Below are 19,402 nucleotides of genomic sequence, written 5' to 3'. Positions count from 1 at the left end.
TTCTAAACTAGAATTAAAATTTTAAAACAACTTTTGCTTCCTTGATATCAGAAAAATCGATCTCTCTTTTTTTCTGAACCGTAACTTTCCCTTTTCCTATGGGTTTGGGTTCCCTTGCTTTCCATTCCAGGACAATTCCTTTGTCCGTGGTGGCGGTCAAATTAGCCTCAAAACTCTCCTCAAGGGTATCGACCTGTAACTTTCTTCCAATATTTTTTTTAAACTGTCGGGGCAAATGCAATGGCGCCGTTGCGCCGGCAGAGGCCACTTCAAGTGAGAAATTTTCTTCCTCACGATCCAAATTGTGTTCAATGGCCCTACTTACCTTCATGCAATCTTCTACCGAAACCCCATTGTCACCGTCAAGAACCACTTTTACCTTGTTATCGGTCGAAACCGAAAAATCGATCAGAAACAATGATTCGTCTTGTGCCACCGCTTCTTTCAAAAGTACCTCTGCCTTATCTTTCAACATAGCCCTGTTTCTTTTCAAGAGATTCCCGCCTGCTACAGATTCCCGCCTTTGAGGGAATTTGTTCAACTGATTGGTTTGATTCGACTGCTTCTCAGCCTTTCAAACCAAAGTTTCACAAACAAAAAAGAGGACTATAATGGTCCCCTCATGAATACTTTACTATTCTTTCAGTGGTGCAAATATACATTTTTTTTGAAATGCAACATAATCGTCATCCGTATATCTTGTTAGGCATACAAAACCACTGTGAATTCAATACGTGGTTTTACACTCACCCTTGTTATTTGATGCCTTAAAAAAGTACCATAACTTTTTAAATGTTATTTTTAAACAATTCAATTCGAAAAACCAACCTTATGGAAATTCTATCCTCATTCGATCTTATTATTGCAGCGGCCGTCATCGTAATTCTTTCATTTTGGTTCAATGGTATTTCGAAAAAGACCAATATACCCTCGGTGCTGATGTTGATCGTACTGGGGGTCATCTTACAGTATATCTTAAAATATTTCATTCCCACCTTGCCCGATTTCTCGGGATCGCTTGAGATTTTAGGAACGGTAGGATTGATTATGATCGTACTCGAAGCGGCATTGGAACTTGAACTGAAACGTGAAAAGTTGGTGCCTATCTTGAAATCGATGGCCATTGCCTTAATCGGTCTGGTCGCCTCGGCCTGGGTGGCCGCTTTGATCATTTATCAATTCATTCCGGAAATGACCATGCAATCGGCCTGGTTGTATGCCACGCCACTTTCTATTTTGTCGAGTGCGATTATCATACCTAGTGTCGGAGGATTATCGGAGGATAAAAAAGAATTCCATATCTACGAAAGCACTTTTTCCGATATCATGGGTATTATGATGTTTTATTTTCTGGCAGGAGGGTTAGACCCTGCCCAAGATGGTGGTGTTGCCGGTTTTGCGGGAAACATTGTCTTGACCATTGTCGTGGCCATAGCAGCCAGCTACGCCCTGATCCTTATTTTTCAACGGATTAAGAGCCAAGCGAAGCAATTTTTATTGATTGCCGTACTGCTTTTGTTATATGCCGTCGGAAAAAAAATGCACTTATCTTCTTTAATCATTATACTCATTTTCGGACTGGTCATCAAAAACATAAAACTCTTCTTCCCTGGAAAAATGGAAGTGTTCTTAGAGCACGAAAAAATACACCAAATCTATCACGAACTACATATTATCACACTCGAAACGGCCTTTGTAGTGCGTACATTCTTCTTCGTTATTTTTGGACTGACCATAGTACTGACTTCCCTCTTTAGCCTCAATGTGGCACTAATCAGTATTTTGATCATCGCCTCGATCTATGCCATTCGATGGGTGTTGTTGAGGGTGTTTATCGGAAAGGACATTCTACCGCAGCTCTTTATCGCCCCCCGAGGATTGATTACCGTATTATTGTTCTATGCCATACCTGCGCAAGCTCAAATTGAAAGTTTCCCTACCGGGGTGCTACTTTTTGTCATTATTGCCACCAGCCTTATTATGACCTGGGCCATGATCAAGGATAAGAAAAAGATGGGTACCCTGCTCGATGAAATTGATGAGGAACTTTTGGCTAGAAACGAGGCGGAAGATGCTTTAAGGGAGCATAATCATGGTTTGGAGGGTAACCAGGAAGTATCGCAACCGGAAACTTCGCACAAAGATAGCTTTACTGAAAACGCTTCGGAGATCAAAAAGGATATTCCAAAAGAATAGTGTAGGGCCTGAAAAATTCGATGCTAAAAACCAAAATCAATATAGCTGGCATAGGTAAAATGCACCAAGTTTTGATGTTGTAACAGTTTTGACAACTATCATTCAGTATCACTAATTTTCAGTCTAGGAAAATGATGGCAAAACACATTCTGCCGTTACCAAAATCCGCTTACCATCACAGAAATTACCAGCATTAAATTGCAGAATATCTTTCGACCACATCCATAACTCGCATATTCACAACAAAATCAGCGAGTTACATAATAAGCGCCACTAGTTTCCGTTATCGAAAGACCCTACCATTTGTCGGGTAACCAATCAAGACTTACGACAAAAAAGATACTACCCTATTTGTTGCTATTGTTCGCTTGTACCCTAGCAGCTCAGACGACCCCAATACCCGATGCCAATTTCGAGCAAGAACTTATTGATTTAGGCATAGATACCAACGGCCTAACCAGAGATATTCTAGATAGTGATGCGACAACGATCACAACGATTACCATTACCAGAACCGATATTACCGACTTTAGCGGGTTAGAAATCTTTGTCGATTTGACGGATTTAAATTTAGGCAGCAATAATTTTACTACCGTACCACTCTCGACATTAACCTTATTAGAAAATCTGAGCTTTGCTAATAATGATGTTCTTGCGACATTAGATCTAAGCCAAAACGCAAATCTAAAAACCTTGTTCGCATAACCATCCCCGCAGGAGAAGAAGACGGACAGACCATTAAAATTACCGGACATGGCGGCCCCGGAGTAAATAATGGTCCCGATGGCGACCTGTACATCTCTTTCAAAATTCTGAACAATACAAGTTTCGGGCGAGAAAAAGACAATCTTTATAAATCGGTGGAAATACGTTTTACCACTGCTATTCTGGGAGGGGAAATCACTACGGAAACCTTAAGCGGAAAGGTAAAGTCGAGTGTGAAGTCCGAAACTCAAAACGGAACCAAAGTAAAACTGACCCGAAAAGGATTGCCCAAGTACAAAAAAGAAGGGCAGTTCGGAGATCCATTCATTACGTATCGGCTAAGATACCTTCTAAACTTACCAAAAGGCAAAAAGAACTTTTTGAGGTATTGGCAGTAACGAACCTATAATCTAATTCGGATGGAAACGCAATTAATACATATCAATGACTTTTGCCAGGTCCATAAGATAGACCAAACCTTCAACATAGAATTGGAATCGTATGATTTGATAATTCTTGAGGTGCATAACAATGACCGTTTTATCACTTTAGAGGACTTGCCCAAAGTGGAAAGAATGGTTCGACTCCACCAAGATCTGAGTATCAATTGGGTAGGCATAGAGGCTATTCACTGCTTAATGGAAAGGATGCAACAAATGCCTGAAGAGATTCGGTCGCTAAAACGGCGATTAGGAAGGTATGAGAGGCCTTAGACCTTAGATGCCATAGCCATAAACATCCTTAAAGATAGATACTACAATTCCCTCCTCGAAATTCTGTAGATCATAACGTATTCGTATTCCGGTTCCCAACGGGGCGTAGTAATAAATGACCCAGGCATCAGCTTCCTTTGTACCGATACATCCATTGGAATAGGCCTTGCCCAGAGTTTCCGGATTCGTCGTCGGGTGTATCATCTGTCCGTTTCTGACCCCATTGATCTGCGTTTCTATCCAAGGTATTTGGGGCATTAGCGTAGTTTGGCCATCATCCCTTTTCGTCAAGAAAAATTGCTTTCCATCCACAGGATTGTAAAAATCGGGATGCTTTACATGTTTTACTATCGTGCCTTTGCCCCGTTTGGTCCGTAGATCGGTTTCGCGGTCTCCCATTGCCAAATAGCGCTTTCGATTCTGACCGACACGTACGGGAAAGGTGTAAAGTAAAATGGAATCTTGAAAGATGCGGAGTGTATATTCAGGAATATTTACATCAATTTCGGTACGTTCAAAATTCCGAAGTATCGTGCAAGCTTTTAAGGAATCTGGAAATTGCAGGATGCTACCTTTAGGAAGAACGATCATTTTCCTTTGGTCGTACACAAATGAATCCCGTTCTATCATTCGATAATAATCGGTGTTGGCCAAGGTATCGATGACCCAAGGATTATTCCGTGCCAAAAGATGTTCCGATAATGGGTAAGGAACCAAAGTATCATAACGTCGCACCAAAGAATCCATATAACCAAAATACTCACCAATGGTTACATTTTGGTTTATTTGAATGTTAGTGGGTAAATCTAATTTATTCTTGTCCGCCAAAAATACTTTGATATTCGTGGTCATCTTTTCACCTTGGGTCGGATTATGGGTATTGCACGATACCAGGATCAGCCACACCATACCTATCAATAACCAGCCCCTACTATGTTTGCATTTTCTTGGCATAGGCTTATTTTCTGATTCTTCTAAAAGCGCCCCCTGACCGGGTCTTTCTGCCGAGGTCATTTTCAGTTCCTACAACAGAATATCCAAATTTGTTGCGTGCATCACACACTTTTCTCAAAAGTAGGAGGTAGCTAACATCAAAAATATGACTTGCGTCATGATCGCTTGGGTTTTGATTCCCCGAACCACCAACGGGTCTTCATGGGTCTCTTCACCAATCCAAACTCTTTTACGGCATGAATTTTCCAGTGTTTGACCGTATGACCATCGTCATTTTTAACCAATTGCGCCTACTCTATATTTGGTGAAACCCATAGAAACTCTGGAAAGTAATATGACGCTAGCAACTGAAATGGTCGATAAGACCAAACAGTTTTTTATCCAAATAGGTGACCTCTCCTATTTTGCGGGTCGTTTTTTTAAGGAGGTTTTAAAACCGCCGTTCGAATTGAAGGAATTGCATCGACAATGTTACCAAATGGGCGTTCGCTCATTATTGTTGGTCGGTTTGACAGGGTTTATTATCGGTTTGGTGTTCACACTACAATCCAGACCTACACTTATTCAATTTGGCGCAGTCTCATGGATGCCCAATATGGTTGGAATTTCAATTGTACGTGAAATAGGTCCCGTAATTACAGCTTTGATCTGTGCAGGTCGAATCGCTTCAGGAATTGGTGCGGAATTAGGTTCAATGCGTGTTACCGAACAAATCGATGCCATGGAAGTTTCGGGTACCAATCCGTTTAAATATCTGGTCGTAACTCGAATTCTGGCCACTACTCTAATGCTTCCCTTATTGGTTATTTTCGGCGATTTGGTCGCTCTTTATGGCTCGGCCTTGATTGAAAATTTAAAGGGTGCCGTTTCGTTCCAACTCTATTTCAATACGGTTTTTGATGCCTTATCCTATGGGGACCTGGTACCGGCAACCATTAAGTCGTTCTTTTTCGGATTTGTCATTGGACTTGTGGGCTGTTACAAAGGATATTATAGCGATAAGGGAACGGCCGGCGTTGGCTTGGCGGCAAATACAGCCGTGGTCATGGCCTCGCTTTTACTGTTCGTTGTGGATTTTATCGCTGTATTTATTTCCGATATTTTTTATGAACTCTAATATGAATACAAAAGAACATATAAAGATTGCAGAGGCTAAGGTCGAAGAGAAGGAGGTGGTCATTGAAATAAGTGACCTGCGTAAAAGTTTTGGCGACAACCACGTATTGAACGGTTTCAATATGACCTTGTATAAAGGCGAAAATCTGGTGGTCATGGGAAAATCAGGTTCTGGAAAGTCGGTCATGATCAAGTGCTTGGTCGGATTGATAACTCCTGATAGTGGTTATGTAGAGGTTTTAGGGAAGGAAATTAATACCCTTGATCAGCAGCATCTTGACGAACTGCGATCTGACATCGGATTTCTTTTTCAAGGAAGTGCATTATACGATTCCATGACCGTTCGCGAAAATCTGGAATTCCCGATGCGGCGGCATAAAGAAAAGTTGGGTGTTGTTAATGACACTACACCTCTGGTACTTGAGGCTTTGGAAAATGTAGGTCTGGCCCACACGCTAGATTTAATGCCTGCCGAACTTTCCGGGGAATGAAACGGCGGGTCGCCTTGGCCCGCACACTTATCTTAAAACCCAAGGTAATCTTGTACGATGAACCTACCAGCGGTTTAGATCCGATTACCTCCAAAGAGATTATAGAATTGATGCGGTCCATTCAAAAGAAATATGGAACCTCATCATTGATCATTACGCACGATGTGGATTGCGCTCGGGTCATTTCCGAAAAGATGATCTTATTGGTGGATGGCATCAATTATGCGGAAGGTACCTATGCTGAACTATCGGCATCCAATGACCCAAAAGTAGAAGCATTTTTAAAAAATAACGGTATGGCGAAGACAGCAATGGAAAATTTGAAATTGGGCATTTTCGTAGTCCTTGGTACGCTGCTATTACTCGTAGCCGCATATCTAATCGGGAACCGGCAAAATATGTTCGGGAAGACCTTTCCTGTAACAGCAGTATTCAAGAACGCTAGCGGACTCCAAAATGGAAACAATGTCCGTTTTTCGGGAATAAATGTCGGTACGGTAAACAAGATCGAAATGGTCAACGACACTACCATAAGGGTACATATGATTATTGCCGACAAAATGCTGGAACATATTAAAAAAGATGCCATAGCAGCTATTGGTTCTGATGGTCTCGTAGGAAGCATGCTCATCAACATCATTCCAGGGGAAGGTACTGCGCAGTTGATACAGCCGGGGGACGAACTACCATCGTATAGCAAAGTGGCCACTCAAGATATGATGACTACCTTGAATACCACCAATGAAAATGCGGCTTTGTTGACAGAAGATCTTTTGAAAGTGACCCAATCATTGATAAAGGGAAAAGGTACTTTGGGCAGGTTGCTCAACGATACCACGATGGCAGGCGATCTACAACAAACGATTACCAATTTAAAGTATACCAGTAATCAAGCGAATTACGCAATTTCCGAATTGAACAAGATTATAGGTAAAATCGATTTTGAGGAAAGCACCGCGGGAGTACTCCTTACCGATACAATATCAGCTGGAAAAATGCGGAATGTTATTGAAAACCTAGAGACATCCAGCATTGAAATAAACAAGATGACCCAAGATTTGAATACCATTGTCGGAGGAATAAAAGGGGGGATGGCTTGGTAAACTATGTTTCAAAGGATACTGCCGTGGTCAATCAATTGGAAAGAACGATGTTCAACATCGAGCAAGGAACGGAGCGTTTCAATGAGAACATGGAAGCCTTAAAGCATAACTTTTTGACCAGGGGTTATTTTAGAAAGCAGAAAAAGGAGCAAGAAAAGAAGGAGTAAGAAAATAATGATCCCAAGATCCAAAAATTTTGGTTCCCATTACCTTTATTCAGTCGGAGGTAAGGAGCCTATAAATCAGGATAACAATCGCTCCACCAAAAATGCTCGTATAAATGAGTTTATTGTACTTCGCCAACCAATTCGGCAAAAAAATATCAAAATTATCTTTGGTAGAATCGGAATATTTACGAGCTATTACGGTCAACGGGCAAAACATTTTGAATAGTACCAAAATCAGGCCTTCTAGCAATACCAAACCAACACAGATCCATACCCAACGGTCTATTTTATTCGCAATAACGGCGTACAACAAATAAAATATGACCATATTATAGAAGACCCAAATTATTGAATGGATGATTTTAACCACCAACAATTTATCTTTTATCTTCATGTCTCAATTATCAGTATTGCTTTCTTTTTTTCTTTCCCATCCCCCTTTTCCTCAAAAAAAACATGGAAAAAACGGTACTCACTGCTATCAAATTCTTCAAGAAAAACATTTGATTTCCTTGAAAGCCCATCCTCCATCAAATAACTAAGGGGAGCTAGTACATCAAAACTTCTAAATACCTCTTTGGAAATTGCCAAAACGGGTAATACCAGAATCATGCCCGAGACACCCCAAATAAATCCCCCTAAAAAGAGTCCTGTTATGATAAATAATGGATTGACCTTGATGCTAGAACCCATTACATTGGGCGAGATCAGATTACCTTCTATTTGTTGAACTATAATATATAAGATCAACACTGCCCAAGGTTGCCAAAGCGTATCGGCGACCATCAACATATAGGTAAAGGGCAGGATACCACCAATGGTAGTGCCTACATAGGGTATGATTTCAAGGAAGCCTGCCAAAAACCCCCAGAAAAAAGGATAGGGTACGCCGATCAACCATAACCCCGACCCAATGAGGACACCGAGAATAACGACGATCAGTCCTTGCCCTATCATATAGCGCTTCGTCAATTTTTGCAACTGATCAAAAAGATGTTCCGTAGTTTCCCTGTATTTCGGATTGATCTGTGAAAGAAAGAAATTCTTGAACGCCTTTCGATATAACAACATGAAATACGTAATCAAACTAATCAAGACCGTATTCACAAGGATGGTCGTGCCCGATTGAAAGCTTTCTTGTAACAATCCTAAAGGAAGATCGAGTACGGAAAGAAGGTTTTCTGATACCCAGTTAAATGAAGTTTTGGGATCCAATTCGAACTGCTGGTCGAACCATCCCATGGATTCTGTTGCTACACTATTCAACCTATCCCTAACCGAAGGTAGCTCACCAAACAAAATTCTGGATTGATTGAAGAAGAAAAAAGCACTCCCATTAAAGGTACTACGGCCACAAGGTAGGCTGCTATTATCGATACGAATCTATTGTGCATTTTAGCCTCAAAAAAACTAACAATAGGCTTTAGCATCAGGGCAAAAAAAAACTAAAAATAAACGGAACAAGAATTACTTGACCTTCTATAAGCAGATAAACGATTAAGGCAGTAATGCCAAAAAAGTAAAAAACATTGGGTAGGTTGATGGTATATCTTTTCATCGGAAAATAAATCTTTTCAAAAATAAGACGGCTTTGGAGGTTATGGAATGACCAATATCAGTATCTATGAAGTCGTTAGATGGGTTGAACTGATATCGATAAAGAAAGTATATTGACTAGGACTTTTCCAATTGGATATAAGTGATCTCAGGGCGCATGCCCAATCTACCAGGGAACCCCATCCAACCTAGACCTCGGGTCACATAAAGGTATTGCTTGCTTTCCTTGTACAGACCTGCCCAATGTTCATATTTATACTTGATAGGGCTCCACTTTTTGTTTTTGAGATTGATACCGGCCTGCATACCATGGGTATGACCAGAAAGTGTCAAAGCAATATTAGTATGGTGAGCCACTTCTTCACGCCAATGCGATGGATCGTGTGACAGCAAAATTTTAAAGGGAATATCATTTACTTTTTTCAAAGCCTTTTGCAAATCGCCATATTGTTTAAAAGGTGGATTTCCCCAATTTTCTACTCCAATGATAGCCATTCTTTCATTCGTCTTTTCAAAAAGGCCCGCCTCGTTCATCAACAGTTTAAAACCGATTTTTTTGTAAAAATCCCTGATGCCACGAAAATTGTCCTGTTTTTCTTTTTGTGATTCCCATCGACTGTAATCGCCGTAGTCATGGTTTCCCAAAACGGCATATTTTCCTTGCTTGGCCGACAATTGATTTAGAACGGAATCCCATCCCCTTAATTCCCATGCGAAATTGTTGACCAGATCCCCCGTAAAAAAGATAAAATCGGGCCTTAAATGATTTATTTTTTTGATGGCACGGTCCAGCACATGATACTTGAAATTAAAACTGCCCAAATGAAGGTCGGATATATGCACAATACGCAGCCCTTTAAAATTTGTTGGTAAAACGTCACATTTCAATTTGATATGATGCACCTTGAACCGGTAGACCGCACTAAAGACAGCATAGAGAATCACAAAAAAAGGTAGAAAGCCGGAGAAAACACCAATTAAGGGAATCACAATAAGCGATTCACTTTCAGAAAACACATGGTTTGAAAAGTATAAAATGCTAATAACGATTACGAAAATCAGTTTGGGGATAAATGACGATACGGTCAACCCGTACAATCTCGATATCAAAAGTTGTTGGCGTTCAGGGGCGACTAGATCTAGTCTTATCTTTAGAATCAAAATGGAAGTAATCAACCCAATGGTAAAAATCCAAAAAGCAAAATAAATGCTGTTTTTCAGCAGCGTAGATGGAAATGGTCGTGTTATGGAAAGCAACCAATAGAAAGCAAAAATATCTATGAGTAATAATGCCAGACATAAAAGAACAATTGCGAAAAGGGAATAAGATCGCATGCTTTATTTATTGTTTTACGACATCAGTGCCATTAAATCTTCTTTTGTCCTGTAGTGCGAAATAAAAACCTTTTACATCCGATACCCAAGTATCGTACATAAAGATAAGCGTAATCTCCTCTATCGTTTCCAAAAGTCCCAATACAATCATAAAGTAGAACAGCCAATACACCGGCCCAAAAAATAGGAGCCACAAAATGAATACACCTTGAACAAGAGCGGAAAATTTGGCAAGATAGGTATGAAAGGCTGTCGCCTTGCCATATTTGAAATAAGCGATTACCATTTGAAGAAGATAAGGCACAAATGCAATAAGAATGAGTATGATATTCGCTTTGATAAAGGCGGTCTCGAATATGATAAGGCCAATAAGGCCCATCGAAAAAGTCAATTGATCCCCAATCGAATCTAATTGTGAACCTCGGGCACTGGTTATTTTGAGTTTTCTAGCCAAATACCCATCGATGGCATCGGTACTGTAACTAATGAGCAAGAACCAAGTAAAAAGTTCGCGTTCTCCGAACCATAATAACGCTACTAATAAGGGTACTGCAATGACACGGTAAAATGAAAACCAATCGGCTATGTTAAAGTTTTTAAAGGTCCACATAGGTTTTCATAGTATTTAAAGGTCATATCGCCGCACATGTTCGACGTGTATCAAATTTCATCTTAGAGATAAAGCTAAGGGACAATTGCCATTTGAAGAATGATAAATATCATACATGAACCTGTCGAATAAAGGCTCATTGCCAAGATGTATTGAAATAAGTCGAGAACATGCGCATTTCGTCGAAGAGCTGGTGCCCATAAATTTTCACAAAGCCTTGGTAAATAATGTTTCAAAGGAATTTAAGTAAGATTCCATCAACCTCAGATATTTCAAAGCCTCATTAAGTGCTTTTGTTTTGTCCGCTTTGTTTGATGCACTTTTTGCCCGAAGGCTGTTGACCTTCGCCCGCACATTGGCACGGTAACTTTTGTAGTAAATAAAAAGTTGGCGTTCTTTCTCGTTACGCATGACAGGAAAAAGTTGATGGTAATGGTTTACAAAGAGTTCGGAAAGGTCTTTTCTACCCAAGGCATCGAGATCCATACAGAGAAAGGCCACTTCGTTCAGTACATCGATCTGTCGGTAATCATCATTGAATTCGATGCAATCAAAGGGTTGGGGTTCAGGCAACAGAAAAATATTACGGGTATGAAGGTCGCCATGGCAATCTCGAAAAAATCCGTGACCCAACCGGTCTGCCAACAACGTTTTGTTGATTTTCAGAAAGTCGTTCGAGGCTTTGATGGCGCGGTCGATAAGCCTGCCACTATTCTTATTTAAGTGCTCCACCAGAAATTCCCTTTCCTCGCCCAACGCGTTGAATTTTTCCTTTACATCCAAAACATCTTTATTGAAAATGATGTTGGTTTCTTTATGGAAGTCTGCAATCCGTTTTGCCAGATTGCGTATATCCGTTGGACTTACTTTATCGTTCCTCACAAGAACATCCATCTGTTTTATTGGGTCGAGTTTGCGCATTTTTAAGGTATGGTCAATAACAACATCTCCATTACCACCGATTTGGTATTGTCCGCCAGTTTCATAGATCGGGAGTACTTCGAGATATACTCCTTTGGCAAATCTTTTGTTTAGGTCGAGCTCCCTTTCGCAGAAATGCTTTCTGAGTTTCAAGGTCGAGAAATCCAAAAATGAATACCGGATCGGTTTTTTGATCTTATATACGAATCGGTCGCACAGAACGACCCAAGAAATATGGGTTTCTACCAATTGTCTTTGTTCGGTCGATTCTGGGAACTCTCCCTCTGAAAGAAGTTTATCGATCTGCTCTTGTGTCATCGTTCAGGTATTTGATCGCCTTTTTCAACATGTCATCGATGTTATCATTTGTAGATTGGAGAATTAGATGGGGCCGTTCCAAAGGTTCCCATTGTTGCCTGATTAACTTGTGGACTTCATAATCCGCCTCGCTATTAGGTCTATCCTTTTTCAAGCGTTCCTTGATGATTTTTTCATCGGCCCTCACTTCTATAAAAAAAAGATTTTCCTTAGCTTTTTCCATAAACAATTCCTTTGTTGCATTTTTATGGAAGGTGGCATCGAGTACCAAGTTCTTGCCTTGGCCTATTGCCACCGCCATTTCTTTCAACATCGTATCGTAGACTTTGGATTTTTCCTTTTCGGAGTAGGTTCTTTTTGGAAACAATTCTTTCCGCAACCGATCGCTGTTCACATAATCAGCACCAAGCATTTTAGCAAGATTAGAGGCGAAATAACTTTTACCGGAACCGGGAAGGCCAAAAACCAATATGATTCTATTCTTTTTTGCCATGACCTTCTCTTTAAAAATCACATAACCTAAATTAAAATCCGCTAAACCTAATCGACAGGAGTACCAAAAAATACGAATACCCCCATCAACAGTGCAACGGCAATTACGATTACGATGATTACCCAGACCCATTGATTCATCTCCATTCCAAATCTTCTTGTTTTTCTAAGTGCCATTTTTTCAATCTTTAAAATTCAATAAAGGGTTCAGCCTTTCTATAATCTTCCCTGTAAAAACGGGTACTTCTTCAATTATGGACTCCCCCGTCATGGCATCTACATCTTCCATCTTATAACTGCCCTCGCCCGAGGTGGTCAGAACCACAATTTTATTAGAATCGTTTTTAGTTCGTTCAATAAAGGATTTGACTTCGGTAGGAGGTTTCCAGTTCTCCCAGGTATGGATGACCAAAATGGCATTAAAATCGGCTGGGTCTATTTCGGGAAGCCCGCTGACATCGATGACCTTGATATAAATGGAATTTGGTCTATAATAATCTACCACGGCATTCGTAATGCTGTCCTTAAAAGCACTGCCCTGGGTAGCGACCAGCAACTTTATTTCCAGGTTGGGTGCGTTAACTTCAAAGGGGTCAATGACATCCATAGAGTAGCGGTATTGATACCAAATAAGGAAGAGGAAAAAAGCAGTTATTAGGCCTAGGAATATCCAAAGTAATTTTTTAAAACCTTTCATCTGGTTAAATTTTATTGTTTTTTATCGGTCAGATGTAATTATTCACGTCTTTATCAATTATTTTTTCAAGGTGTTCATGAATCTTCGATTTCGCCATTAAATATGTCGGTTGATATCAAGAATTGTTATGCCTCATTTCATGCCAGTTTATTTTTATGGGTTTGCAAGTGGTGTTTTAGCAACTCTTTTAAGTCTTCCAAATATTCCGTTAAGGTAAGTTCGGTCAAATCAGGATGGGCGGTCGATGGAATGGTAATCGGGGTTTCATCCAAAAATTGATAGAGTTCAGGGTAGTTGGTTTCCATACTGCTGGTCAACTGAACAATCTCCGATAGAATACGTTGTAGATTTTTCATTTGAGAACATCTTTGCACAAAGCTATTACCTAGGGCCACAAACGGAAATGACCAATGTCATTTTGTACTACTTCGGGTCAGGATAATTTTACAGGGTACATCAAAAACACAAAATCATGAAAAACATACTCTATGCTACCGACTATTCCGAAAATTCGATAGCCGCCTTGAATTTTGCCCATTTTTTTGCGGAAAAGTTGAATGCAAAATTACTGGTCATGCATGTTTTTGATATTCCGGTATCGGTGGCGAGCCCGGTTTCCATATCCTACATTCGAAAAGAAAAGCGACTTTTTGCAGAACATCGCGCAAAACTTGAGGATTTTTGTGCCGAACACTTAGGGGATAAACTAAAAACAATCAATTTAGAGCTACTCGTAGATGAGGATGGTTCAACCTCGGATGGAATCATAGAAAAAGTAATCGACCACAATGTAGACCTGGCCGTTGTAGGAACAAAAGGTGCAAGTGCCGTAAAGGAGTTTATCTTCGGAAGCACCGCAAAGGCACTGATTCGAAAGGCTCCTTGTGCCGTATTGGCCGTTCCTGAGACCTCAAATACTAAATATTGCAAGACCATCGTATATGCAAGTGACTTTGAGAAGGCCGATATCTTTGCCATCCGAAGATTGGCGAAAATTGCGGAAGCGTTCGATGCGATCATCAGGGTAATCCATATAACCACTAAAAAAGAATACGTTGGCGATCAGCAACTGCAATGGTTCAAAGAGATGGTACAGCAAAAGGTAGATTACAATAAACTGGAATACAATCTGATCTACTCCGAAAACATTTATGAAAAACTACTGAGTTCTTTGTTGGAGAAAGAGGCCGATTTACTGGTCATGTTGGAGCGCAAGGATAAGGGAGTTATTCGTAAACTTTTTGATCGGGACATGGTCTTGAGAATGGAATCCAACATCGGTATTCCTTTATTGAGTTATTCCGTAGGAGTACTTTAAGGTAGTTCTCCAACGGAGATTTTCTTAACTACTTTCTTGCCTCCTATCATGGTAAACTCCTCTTTGATATCATCTCTTTTCATTTGAAGAATCCAACTACTGAGGGCCGGAAGATATCGGGTAGTAAAACCCGCTAGATACCCTAGTTTTGTCAAAGTAATCGTATCATTTCTATTAACAACCATCGAACAAATACTTTTGGCCACTTCCTGTGGTTTTGCCAACACGATATTTGTCCGTGTGGGTAGATATACCCATGAACCATCAACATCCAAGATAGTCTTTTCGGGGTCGTTTTCGGTAAAACCTACAAAGGCCACACCCACATGAATGTCATCATCATAGAGTTCTATTCTTATGGCATCCGCGAGTGCAGCTTGTGCTACTTTCGAGGCGGAATAAGCGGAATTATAGGGCATACCTCGAAAGCCTCCCGCGCTGTTGACAAAAATCAAATGTCCGCATGTCTTTCTCAAATGTGGAATCGCATACTTACTCAAATAGGCTGCGCCCATATAATTAGTATCCGCCAGGATTTTAAAGTTCCCGGTCGCCATATGCTCCACAGAACCTCGACTACTAACTGCCGCGTTGTTTACGAGAATATCGAGAGCTCCATAAGTCTTAATACCCTCTTGAATCAAATGGTCGCATTGCTCAGGATAACGGATGTCGGCAACCAATGCTGCAACACTATACCCCAATGCCTTTAGCTCTTTTTCGGTACCGTATAATTTTTCGGCATCCCTACCATTCAACACTACTTTGGCTCCTTTGGATGCCAGTTCCATAGCAATCGCCTTGCCGATGCCCATACTTGACCCGCTGATCAATGCCACTTTGTTGTTAAGGTAGTTTTCCTTCATCATCTAAATTTAGTTACCACTTGACCACGATTTTTCCCATCGATTTTCGGGATTCCAAAAACGCATGCGCCTCGGCCAAATTATCAACGGAAAATTCGCCCCCGACATGGGGTTTTAGTATACCTTCTTCAGTCATTTGAACGACCGCTTCCATAGCCCGAGAAAGTTTTTCAGGATTTGCTTCCCCAACTTTCAGGATATTGATCCCGACGATTCCTTTTGAATTGCTCAAGAATTGCAACGGATGATAAAATCCGAACTGGTAGGCCACCCTCAACTTTCCAAAAATGGATTTGGTCTGGTTCATACTAGAAACACCGAATGAGAACAGCCGACCACCCGCGCCGAGCAATCGATATCCTTTCTTTACGGAGGTACCACCTACGGGGTCAAATATGGCGTCCAATCCTTTTTTACCTAGGGCTTTCCTAACTGCTTCCGTAAAATCTTCCGTCTTGTGATTGATGGGGTGGTGTACTCCGTTTTTCCATAGATAATCCATTTTCTCCGGAGAACTGCAGGTGCCGAACACTATACATTCTTTGTGCAATGCCATTTGCGTCAAGGCCGTTCCCACACCCCCTGCTGCGGCATGAATCAAAACCTTATCATTTTCTTGAAGATTCGCCATGGTATGGCTTAAAAAATAAGCGGTGCTGTACTGGGTGGCCAAAGCAACTGCTACCCCGGCAGTAAGTGTTTCCGGAATCTTAAAGACAACATTGTTCTCCGCAACGGCATATTGCGCATAGCCCCCAAAACGGGTAAGGGCGGTTACCCTATCCCCTATTTTTAACGTCCGGACTTCCGAACCGATTTCCGAGATTGTTCCCACTACATCATATCCTAAAATCGCCGGTAAAGGAGGTGCCGCTTTATAGAGTCCCAATCGTGCCATTACATCGGCAAAGTTGAGCCCGAACGCCTCCACGCTTATCAAAACTTGATTGGGTTTTGGTATTGGCTGTATGCCATCCCTGATTTCAAAGGCGGTATCGGCGGGGCCATATTTTTTTAGATAAGCTGCTTTCATGTAAGCATTTCTATTGACGACTTAAAATTAGTCTTAACAATCCATAGCTAGCATGACTAAGATCAGCAGTATTGATAAAATTTTTCGGCAACCATCTGAGACGGCTTATTTAAATTTAGAGTTCGTCTAAAATCTATTTCAATACTATTTTAAATCATATTTATATTTTCAAACTGATCATAATCATTTTATTAATCCAATTTATAGTATAGATTTCCCCTAGGTTTGTCAATACCCAATACAATGATAAAACAAGAGCATACATCGGCGGAATTATTAGCTGAATTTCACAACGACGCCATGGGTTGGAAGTCAATGATAGGCCATAAGGAAAATGAAATTAGGTTCATAAAAAGACTGTTGAATTCGAAGGCTTTTACCGAATCAAAGCCCACGCTATTTGAGCGCTTGCAAAATTTTAAAAATGAAATCGAAACAAAAATCCAAGAGTTGGAAAGCCTAAAAAAGGAGGTAAATATTTACGAAACCACCTTAAAAGGAATTTTGGAATGCGAGGATATTGCATGCGATACTTTTTACCAAGAGAATCACGGGGTTTTAAAAAAACGATTCAATGATTTTTATACCGGTTTCAATGAATACAAAACCAAAGTTTTCAAATATACCGGAGGTATTCTTTAATAATCCATAAAAAACGAAAAAAATGTCTATCTCAGATTTATATGATACAGCAGAGCATACCAGCAATTCAGCCCATTTTATGGCCCTGGTCAATTTGGCCCAAGTTGACGGTACTATCAAAAGGGAAGAAGAAATTGTCTTAGGACGGCTGGCCGTTAAGCTAAATATTTCCGATGAGGAATATAAAGCGATCCTAAAAAATCCTGAGCGCAATCCCTATATCAGCACCTTTGGTCTTGAAGAAAGAATCGAACGGTTGCGTGATCTGTTTTCCGTTATATACGCCGATTATACCATCGATAGTGCCGAGGAAAAGCTCATTTTTAAATATGCTATCGCACTGGGCTTTTCAGGGCAACGGGCAAAAGAGGAAATCGAGAAGTGCAAGCGGAAGTTTGGCGTGGATTCAGAACTTAAGAATTGAGCAAAGATTCCATTCAATACGCTACCGAAATACGCACAACCTCTATTTCTATGATGTAGTTGGTTCAATACACAAATTCTTCGTTGTAACGATTTAAAATAGTATCGAAATAAGCCAAGCGTATTTTCAAATACTGAACCCATCATGAGTTATAGTTTGGAAAACCTGCTCGGTGGGTAGGTATGGAAATCATAGGTAAAAGAATAATTCAAGACGAGTTCAAAAATTAAAAACACCCCGTTATGTTTAAGAATAGGATAGATGCGGGAACCCAATTGGCCGATAATTTAGTGCGGTTCAAGAATCATGATATTGTGGTATTGGCCATTCCCAGAGGCGGATTGCCTTTAGGGGCTATAGTGGCGGAAACATTACAAACTCCGTTGGACGTAGCGCTCTCTAAAAAAATAGGGCATCCGTATAACAAGGAATATGCTATTGGTGCCGTTAGCTTGGAAAATGTTATCCTTTCCGATGCCATGGGAGTGACCAAGGGTTATATTAAAGAAGAAACACAACGAATTCGGCAAAAACTGAAGGAGCGACACGATCAATACTATCAAAATAGAATTCCCCAAAAGCTAAAAAATAAAACTGTCATCATTATCGATGATGGCATCGCTACCGGAAATACAATCCTTGTAACTGCAACACTGGCCCGCCAACAAAAACCGGAAAAAATTGTAGTGGCCGTGCCGGTGGCACCTATTTCGACGATCCGGACCTTAAAGGATTCAACGCTTGTCGATGAAGTTATTTGTTTGAAAACTCCCCGAAATTTTCGGGCGGTGGGACAGTTTTATGAGGATTTCCCTCAAGTTTCGGATGAAGAGGCCATTCGACTATTGGAGCAAGTCAATAATACCAATGTTCGAAATCATTAATCAATTTTGGCGACTTTCCAGTTCAAATTTAATCGAACTTAGCCATGATTGGTCTTCATTTTTATGGATATGAATTCCGTGCTCGGGGATAGATTTAATCTTTTCATCCAAGTTGTCGTACCAAATGCCATAAACTTGGGCAACAATTTTTTTCTCGCTAAATTCTAGAACGTGCATCGAAACAAAAATAGTTCTATGCGTATGGGTCAATGCCAATACCTTGGTCAAAAAAGCGAATAAAAGCTCTTTGGGGTCATCCGCAATAGCCTCGACCCGCATGACGCAGTCGTAGTGACTCACCGAATCATGGGACCCTCGTTTTAATCTATGGGCCATGGCTTTGAGACTATTTTTAAAAAGGTTTTGCAACGAATTCCCTTCAACCTCTAAATATTTAATCCCTTTTTCATGGATTTTTGGGAAAGGCCGCCTGCGCTTCGTACGCGGTTTATCGGGTAGGGTATGATGGTTCATGATGTTCTTATTAATAGATTCCTTCAGATTTGTAAGGCAAGATGCTCGGTGGAGCATTTATGAAAAGAGGATAACCCCAAAACGGGTTTCGGTAACGTAACACTTTGCGAATATCCTCTATCTGTAGTTCAATTCAATCCATAATACCAAAACTTACCTTGGTATTGACACGATATTGGGCAATCTGATTATTGTTGACCGTGACCTGCATGTCTTTGACATAGACCGATTTGATATTCTTTACGGTCTTTGAGGCCTCTTTGATGACATTCTGAACGGCATCCTCAAAACTGACCGTTGAATTGCCCATAAGTTCTATTACTTTTAATACTGACATAATTCTTTTTTTAAATGATACTAAAAAGGCAGGGTGTTTCCCTGCCCTT

At 40.5% G+C, this 19,402-nt stretch carries 26 protein-coding genes and 1 pseudogene; 12 read left to right on the top strand and 15 right to left on the bottom strand.

Annotated features, from left to right (window positions below; genetic code table 11):
* Positions 1–13: 13 nt before the first annotated feature.
* Positions 14–475, bottom strand: a complete 462-nt coding sequence (gene rimP / locus N8A86_RS12835) for a ribosome assembly cofactor RimP (protein ID WP_273565758.1) — start codon at positions 473–475, stop codon at positions 14–16.
* Positions 476–831: 356 nt separating this feature from the next.
* On the opposite strand from rimP, the gene N8A86_RS12830 reads away from it, so the two are divergent.
* From N8A86_RS12830 to N8A86_RS12815, 4 genes are all read left to right on the top strand, one after another.
* Positions 832–2,196: a cation:proton antiporter domain-containing protein gene (locus N8A86_RS12830; protein WP_273565757.1), complete on the top strand. Its 1,365-nt coding sequence runs from the start codon at positions 832–834 to the stop codon at positions 2,194–2,196.
* 303 nt (positions 2,197–2,499) lie between these two features.
* Complete coding sequence (locus N8A86_RS12825; protein ID WP_273565756.1) at positions 2,500–2,901, top strand: hypothetical protein; 402 nt, start codon at positions 2,500–2,502, stop codon at positions 2,899–2,901.
* Positions 2,856–3,299 (top strand): DnaJ C-terminal domain-containing protein, encoded by a 444-nt coding sequence (locus tag N8A86_RS12820; RefSeq protein WP_337251807.1) that lies wholly within the window; start codon positions 2,856–2,858, stop codon positions 3,297–3,299. Before N8A86_RS12825 ends, N8A86_RS12820 begins: the two co-directional genes overlap by 46 nt.
* 21 nt (positions 3,300–3,320) lie before the next feature.
* On the top strand, positions 3,321–3,614 hold the full coding sequence (locus N8A86_RS12815; RefSeq protein WP_273565755.1) for a chaperone modulator CbpM: 294 nt from the start codon (positions 3,321–3,323) through the stop codon (positions 3,612–3,614).
* 3 nt (positions 3,615–3,617) lie between these two features.
* Here N8A86_RS12815 and N8A86_RS12810 read toward each other — a convergent pair whose 3' ends face one another.
* A complete protein-coding gene (locus tag N8A86_RS12810; RefSeq protein WP_273565754.1) occupies positions 3,618–4,568 on the bottom strand; it encodes a L,D-transpeptidase in 951 nt (316 codons plus the stop codon).
* Positions 4,569–4,902: 334 nt separating this feature from the next.
* Here N8A86_RS12810 and N8A86_RS12805 point away from each other — a divergent pair, with 334 nt between their 5' ends.
* The 4 genes and pseudogenes from N8A86_RS12805 to N8A86_RS21600 all read left to right on the top strand — a co-directional run bounded on the left by N8A86_RS12805 (position 4,903) and on the right by N8A86_RS21600 (position 7,445).
* The gene (locus N8A86_RS12805) at positions 4,903–5,685 is read left to right on the top strand and encodes an MlaE family ABC transporter permease (protein WP_273565753.1); all 783 of its coding nucleotides are present in this window, start codon (positions 4,903–4,905) and stop codon (positions 5,683–5,685) included.
* Between the two features lies 1 nt (position 5,686).
* Positions 5,687–6,462, top strand: a pseudogene (locus N8A86_RS12800) (ABC transporter ATP-binding protein); the annotation flags it as partial.
* A 9-nt stretch (positions 6,463–6,471) separates the two neighbouring features.
* Positions 6,472–7,278, top strand: coding sequence for an MlaD family protein (locus N8A86_RS12795; protein ID WP_337251806.1), 807 nt, complete (start codon positions 6,472–6,474; stop codon positions 7,276–7,278).
* Positions 7,272–7,445 carry a hypothetical protein gene (locus N8A86_RS21600; protein WP_337251600.1) on the top strand — a complete coding sequence of 58 codons (174 nt, stop codon included), beginning with the start codon at positions 7,272–7,274 and terminating at the stop codon, positions 7,443–7,445. The genes N8A86_RS12795 and N8A86_RS21600 overlap by 7 nt, the downstream gene beginning before the upstream one ends.
* Before the next feature lie 49 nt (positions 7,446–7,494).
* On the opposite strand, the gene N8A86_RS12790 is transcribed toward N8A86_RS21600, so the two are convergent.
* From N8A86_RS12790 to N8A86_RS12750, 9 genes are all read right to left on the bottom strand, one after another.
* The gene (locus N8A86_RS12790) at positions 7,495–7,839 is read right to left on the bottom strand and encodes a hypothetical protein (protein ID WP_273565752.1); all 345 of its coding nucleotides are present in this window, start codon (positions 7,837–7,839) and stop codon (positions 7,495–7,497) included.
* The gene (locus N8A86_RS12785) at positions 7,836–8,822 is read right to left on the bottom strand and encodes an AI-2E family transporter (RefSeq protein WP_273569066.1); all 987 of its coding nucleotides are present in this window, start codon (positions 8,820–8,822) and stop codon (positions 7,836–7,838) included. The genes N8A86_RS12790 and N8A86_RS12785 overlap by 4 nt, the downstream gene beginning before the upstream one ends.
* A gap of 297 nt (positions 8,823–9,119) precedes the next feature.
* Positions 9,120–10,337, bottom strand: a complete 1,218-nt coding sequence (locus N8A86_RS12780) for a metallophosphoesterase (protein ID WP_273565751.1) — start codon at positions 10,335–10,337, stop codon at positions 9,120–9,122.
* Between the two features lie 7 nt (positions 10,338–10,344).
* Positions 10,345–10,947: a CDP-alcohol phosphatidyltransferase family protein gene (locus N8A86_RS12775; protein WP_273565750.1), complete on the bottom strand. Its 603-nt coding sequence runs from the start codon at positions 10,945–10,947 to the stop codon at positions 10,345–10,347.
* Between the two features lie 207 nt (positions 10,948–11,154).
* A complete protein-coding gene (locus N8A86_RS12770) occupies positions 11,155–12,186 on the bottom strand; it encodes a hypothetical protein (RefSeq protein WP_273565749.1) in 1,032 nt (343 codons plus the stop codon).
* A complete protein-coding gene (locus N8A86_RS12765; RefSeq protein WP_273565748.1) occupies positions 12,164–12,679 on the bottom strand; it encodes a P-loop nucleotide/nucleoside kinase family protein in 516 nt (171 codons plus the stop codon). Before N8A86_RS12765 ends, N8A86_RS12770 begins: the two co-directional genes overlap by 23 nt.
* Before the next feature lie 47 nt (positions 12,680–12,726).
* Positions 12,727–12,855 (bottom strand): hypothetical protein, encoded by a 129-nt coding sequence (locus N8A86_RS12760; RefSeq protein WP_273565747.1) that lies wholly within the window; start codon positions 12,853–12,855, stop codon positions 12,727–12,729.
* Between the two features lie 4 nt (positions 12,856–12,859).
* Complete coding sequence (locus N8A86_RS12755; protein ID WP_273565746.1) at positions 12,860–13,375, bottom strand: hypothetical protein; 516 nt, start codon at positions 13,373–13,375, stop codon at positions 12,860–12,862.
* Positions 13,376–13,512: 137 nt separating this feature from the next.
* On the bottom strand, positions 13,513–13,731 hold the full coding sequence (locus tag N8A86_RS12750) for a hypothetical protein (protein ID WP_273565745.1): 219 nt from the start codon (positions 13,729–13,731) through the stop codon (positions 13,513–13,515).
* Between the two features lie 116 nt (positions 13,732–13,847).
* Here N8A86_RS12750 and N8A86_RS12745 point away from each other — a divergent pair, with 116 nt between their 5' ends.
* A complete protein-coding gene (locus N8A86_RS12745) occupies positions 13,848–14,693 on the top strand; it encodes a universal stress protein (protein ID WP_273565744.1) in 846 nt (281 codons plus the stop codon).
* Here the strand turns inward: N8A86_RS12745 and N8A86_RS12740 are convergent.
* Entirely contained in the window at positions 14,690–15,562 is an 873-nt protein-coding gene (locus N8A86_RS12740; RefSeq protein ID WP_273565743.1) for an SDR family NAD(P)-dependent oxidoreductase, read from the bottom strand. The two genes, N8A86_RS12745 and N8A86_RS12740, sit on opposite strands and share 4 nt — an antisense overlap.
* Before the next feature lie 10 nt (positions 15,563–15,572).
* A complete protein-coding gene (locus N8A86_RS12735; RefSeq protein WP_273565742.1) occupies positions 15,573–16,592 on the bottom strand; it encodes a quinone oxidoreductase family protein in 1,020 nt (339 codons plus the stop codon).
* A gap of 243 nt (positions 16,593–16,835) precedes the next feature.
* On the opposite strand from N8A86_RS12735, the gene N8A86_RS12730 reads away from it, so the two are divergent.
* The 3 genes from N8A86_RS12730 to N8A86_RS12720 all read left to right on the top strand — a co-directional run bounded on the left by N8A86_RS12730 (position 16,836) and on the right by N8A86_RS12720 (position 18,542).
* The gene (locus N8A86_RS12730) at positions 16,836–17,234 is read left to right on the top strand and encodes a hypothetical protein (RefSeq protein ID WP_273565741.1); all 399 of its coding nucleotides are present in this window, start codon (positions 16,836–16,838) and stop codon (positions 17,232–17,234) included.
* A 22-nt stretch (positions 17,235–17,256) separates the two neighbouring features.
* Positions 17,257–17,658, top strand: coding sequence for a DNA polymerase III subunit alpha (locus N8A86_RS12725; protein ID WP_273565740.1), 402 nt, complete (start codon positions 17,257–17,259; stop codon positions 17,656–17,658).
* A 242-nt stretch (positions 17,659–17,900) separates the two neighbouring features.
* The gene (locus N8A86_RS12720; RefSeq protein WP_273565739.1) at positions 17,901–18,542 is read left to right on the top strand and encodes a phosphoribosyltransferase; all 642 of its coding nucleotides are present in this window, start codon (positions 17,901–17,903) and stop codon (positions 18,540–18,542) included.
* Here the strand turns inward: N8A86_RS12720 and N8A86_RS12715 are convergent, their stop codons facing one another.
* On the bottom strand, positions 18,543–19,016 hold the full coding sequence (locus tag N8A86_RS12715) for an archease (protein WP_273565738.1): 474 nt from the start codon (positions 19,014–19,016) through the stop codon (positions 18,543–18,545).
* Between the two features lie 133 nt (positions 19,017–19,149).
* Positions 19,150–19,353, bottom strand: coding sequence for a dodecin family protein (locus N8A86_RS12710; RefSeq protein WP_273565737.1), 204 nt, complete (start codon positions 19,351–19,353; stop codon positions 19,150–19,152).
* Positions 19,354–19,402: the final 49 nt, after the last annotated feature.

The sequence above is a fragment of the Maribacter halichondriae genome, assembly GCF_027474825.1.
GTDB classification, from domain to species: Bacteria; Bacteroidota; Bacteroidia; order Flavobacteriales; family Flavobacteriaceae; genus Meishania; species Meishania halichondriae.
Note: the sequence above shows the minus strand (reverse complement) of the source record. Positions and strands in the feature narration are given on the sequence as shown.

Coding starts and splice junctions, on each gene's coding strand:
- N8A86_RS12720 (WP_273565739.1), top strand. CDS start 17,901: ATGTTTAAGAATAGGATAGATGCGGGAACCCAATTGGCCGATAATTTA.
- N8A86_RS12770 (WP_273565749.1), bottom strand. CDS start 12,186: ATGACACAAGAGCAGATCGATAAACTTCTTTCAGAGGGAGAGTTCCCA.
- N8A86_RS12760 (WP_273565747.1), bottom strand. CDS start 12,855: ATGGCACTTAGAAAAACAAGAAGATTTGGAATGGAGATGAATCAATGG.
- N8A86_RS12765 (WP_273565748.1), bottom strand. CDS start 12,679: ATGGCAAAAAAGAATAGAATCATATTGGTTTTTGGCCTTCCCGGTTCC.
- N8A86_RS12750 (WP_273565745.1), bottom strand. CDS start 13,731: ATGAAAAATCTACAACGTATTCTATCGGAGATTGTTCAGTTGACCAGC.
- N8A86_RS12830 (WP_273565757.1), top strand. CDS start 832: ATGGAAATTCTATCCTCATTCGATCTTATTATTGCAGCGGCCGTCATC.
- N8A86_RS12725 (WP_273565740.1), top strand. CDS start 17,257: ATGTCTATCTCAGATTTATATGATACAGCAGAGCATACCAGCAATTCA.
- N8A86_RS12735 (WP_273565742.1), bottom strand. CDS start 16,592: ATGAAAGCAGCTTATCTAAAAAAATATGGCCCCGCCGATACCGCCTTT.
- N8A86_RS12810 (WP_273565754.1), bottom strand. CDS start 4,568: ATGCCAAGAAAATGCAAACATAGTAGGGGCTGGTTATTGATAGGTATG.
- N8A86_RS12710 (WP_273565737.1), bottom strand. CDS start 19,353: ATGTCAGTATTAAAAGTAATAGAACTTATGGGCAATTCAACGGTCAGT.
- N8A86_RS12790 (WP_273565752.1), bottom strand. CDS start 7,839: ATGAAGATAAAAGATAAATTGTTGGTGGTTAAAATCATCCATTCAATA.
- N8A86_RS12715 (WP_273565738.1), bottom strand. CDS start 19,016: ATGAACCATCATACCCTACCCGATAAACCGCGTACGAAGCGCAGGCGG.
- N8A86_RS12805 (WP_273565753.1), top strand. CDS start 4,903: ATGACGCTAGCAACTGAAATGGTCGATAAGACCAAACAGTTTTTTATC.
- rimP (WP_273565758.1), bottom strand. CDS start 475: ATGTTGAAAGATAAGGCAGAGGTACTTTTGAAAGAAGCGGTGGCACAA.
- N8A86_RS12740 (WP_273565743.1), bottom strand. CDS start 15,562: ATGATGAAGGAAAACTACCTTAACAACAAAGTGGCATTGATCAGCGGG.
- N8A86_RS12775 (WP_273565750.1), bottom strand. CDS start 10,947: ATGTGGACCTTTAAAAACTTTAACATAGCCGATTGGTTTTCATTTTAC.
- N8A86_RS12795 (WP_337251806.1), top strand. CDS start 6,472: ATGGCGAAGACAGCAATGGAAAATTTGAAATTGGGCATTTTCGTAGTC.
- N8A86_RS12780 (WP_273565751.1), bottom strand. CDS start 10,337: ATGCGATCTTATTCCCTTTTCGCAATTGTTCTTTTATGTCTGGCATTA.
- N8A86_RS12755 (WP_273565746.1), bottom strand. CDS start 13,375: ATGAAAGGTTTTAAAAAATTACTTTGGATATTCCTAGGCCTAATAACT.
- N8A86_RS12745 (WP_273565744.1), top strand. CDS start 13,848: ATGAAAAACATACTCTATGCTACCGACTATTCCGAAAATTCGATAGCC.
- N8A86_RS12730 (WP_273565741.1), top strand. CDS start 16,836: ATGATAAAACAAGAGCATACATCGGCGGAATTATTAGCTGAATTTCAC.
- N8A86_RS12815 (WP_273565755.1), top strand. CDS start 3,321: ATGGAAACGCAATTAATACATATCAATGACTTTTGCCAGGTCCATAAG.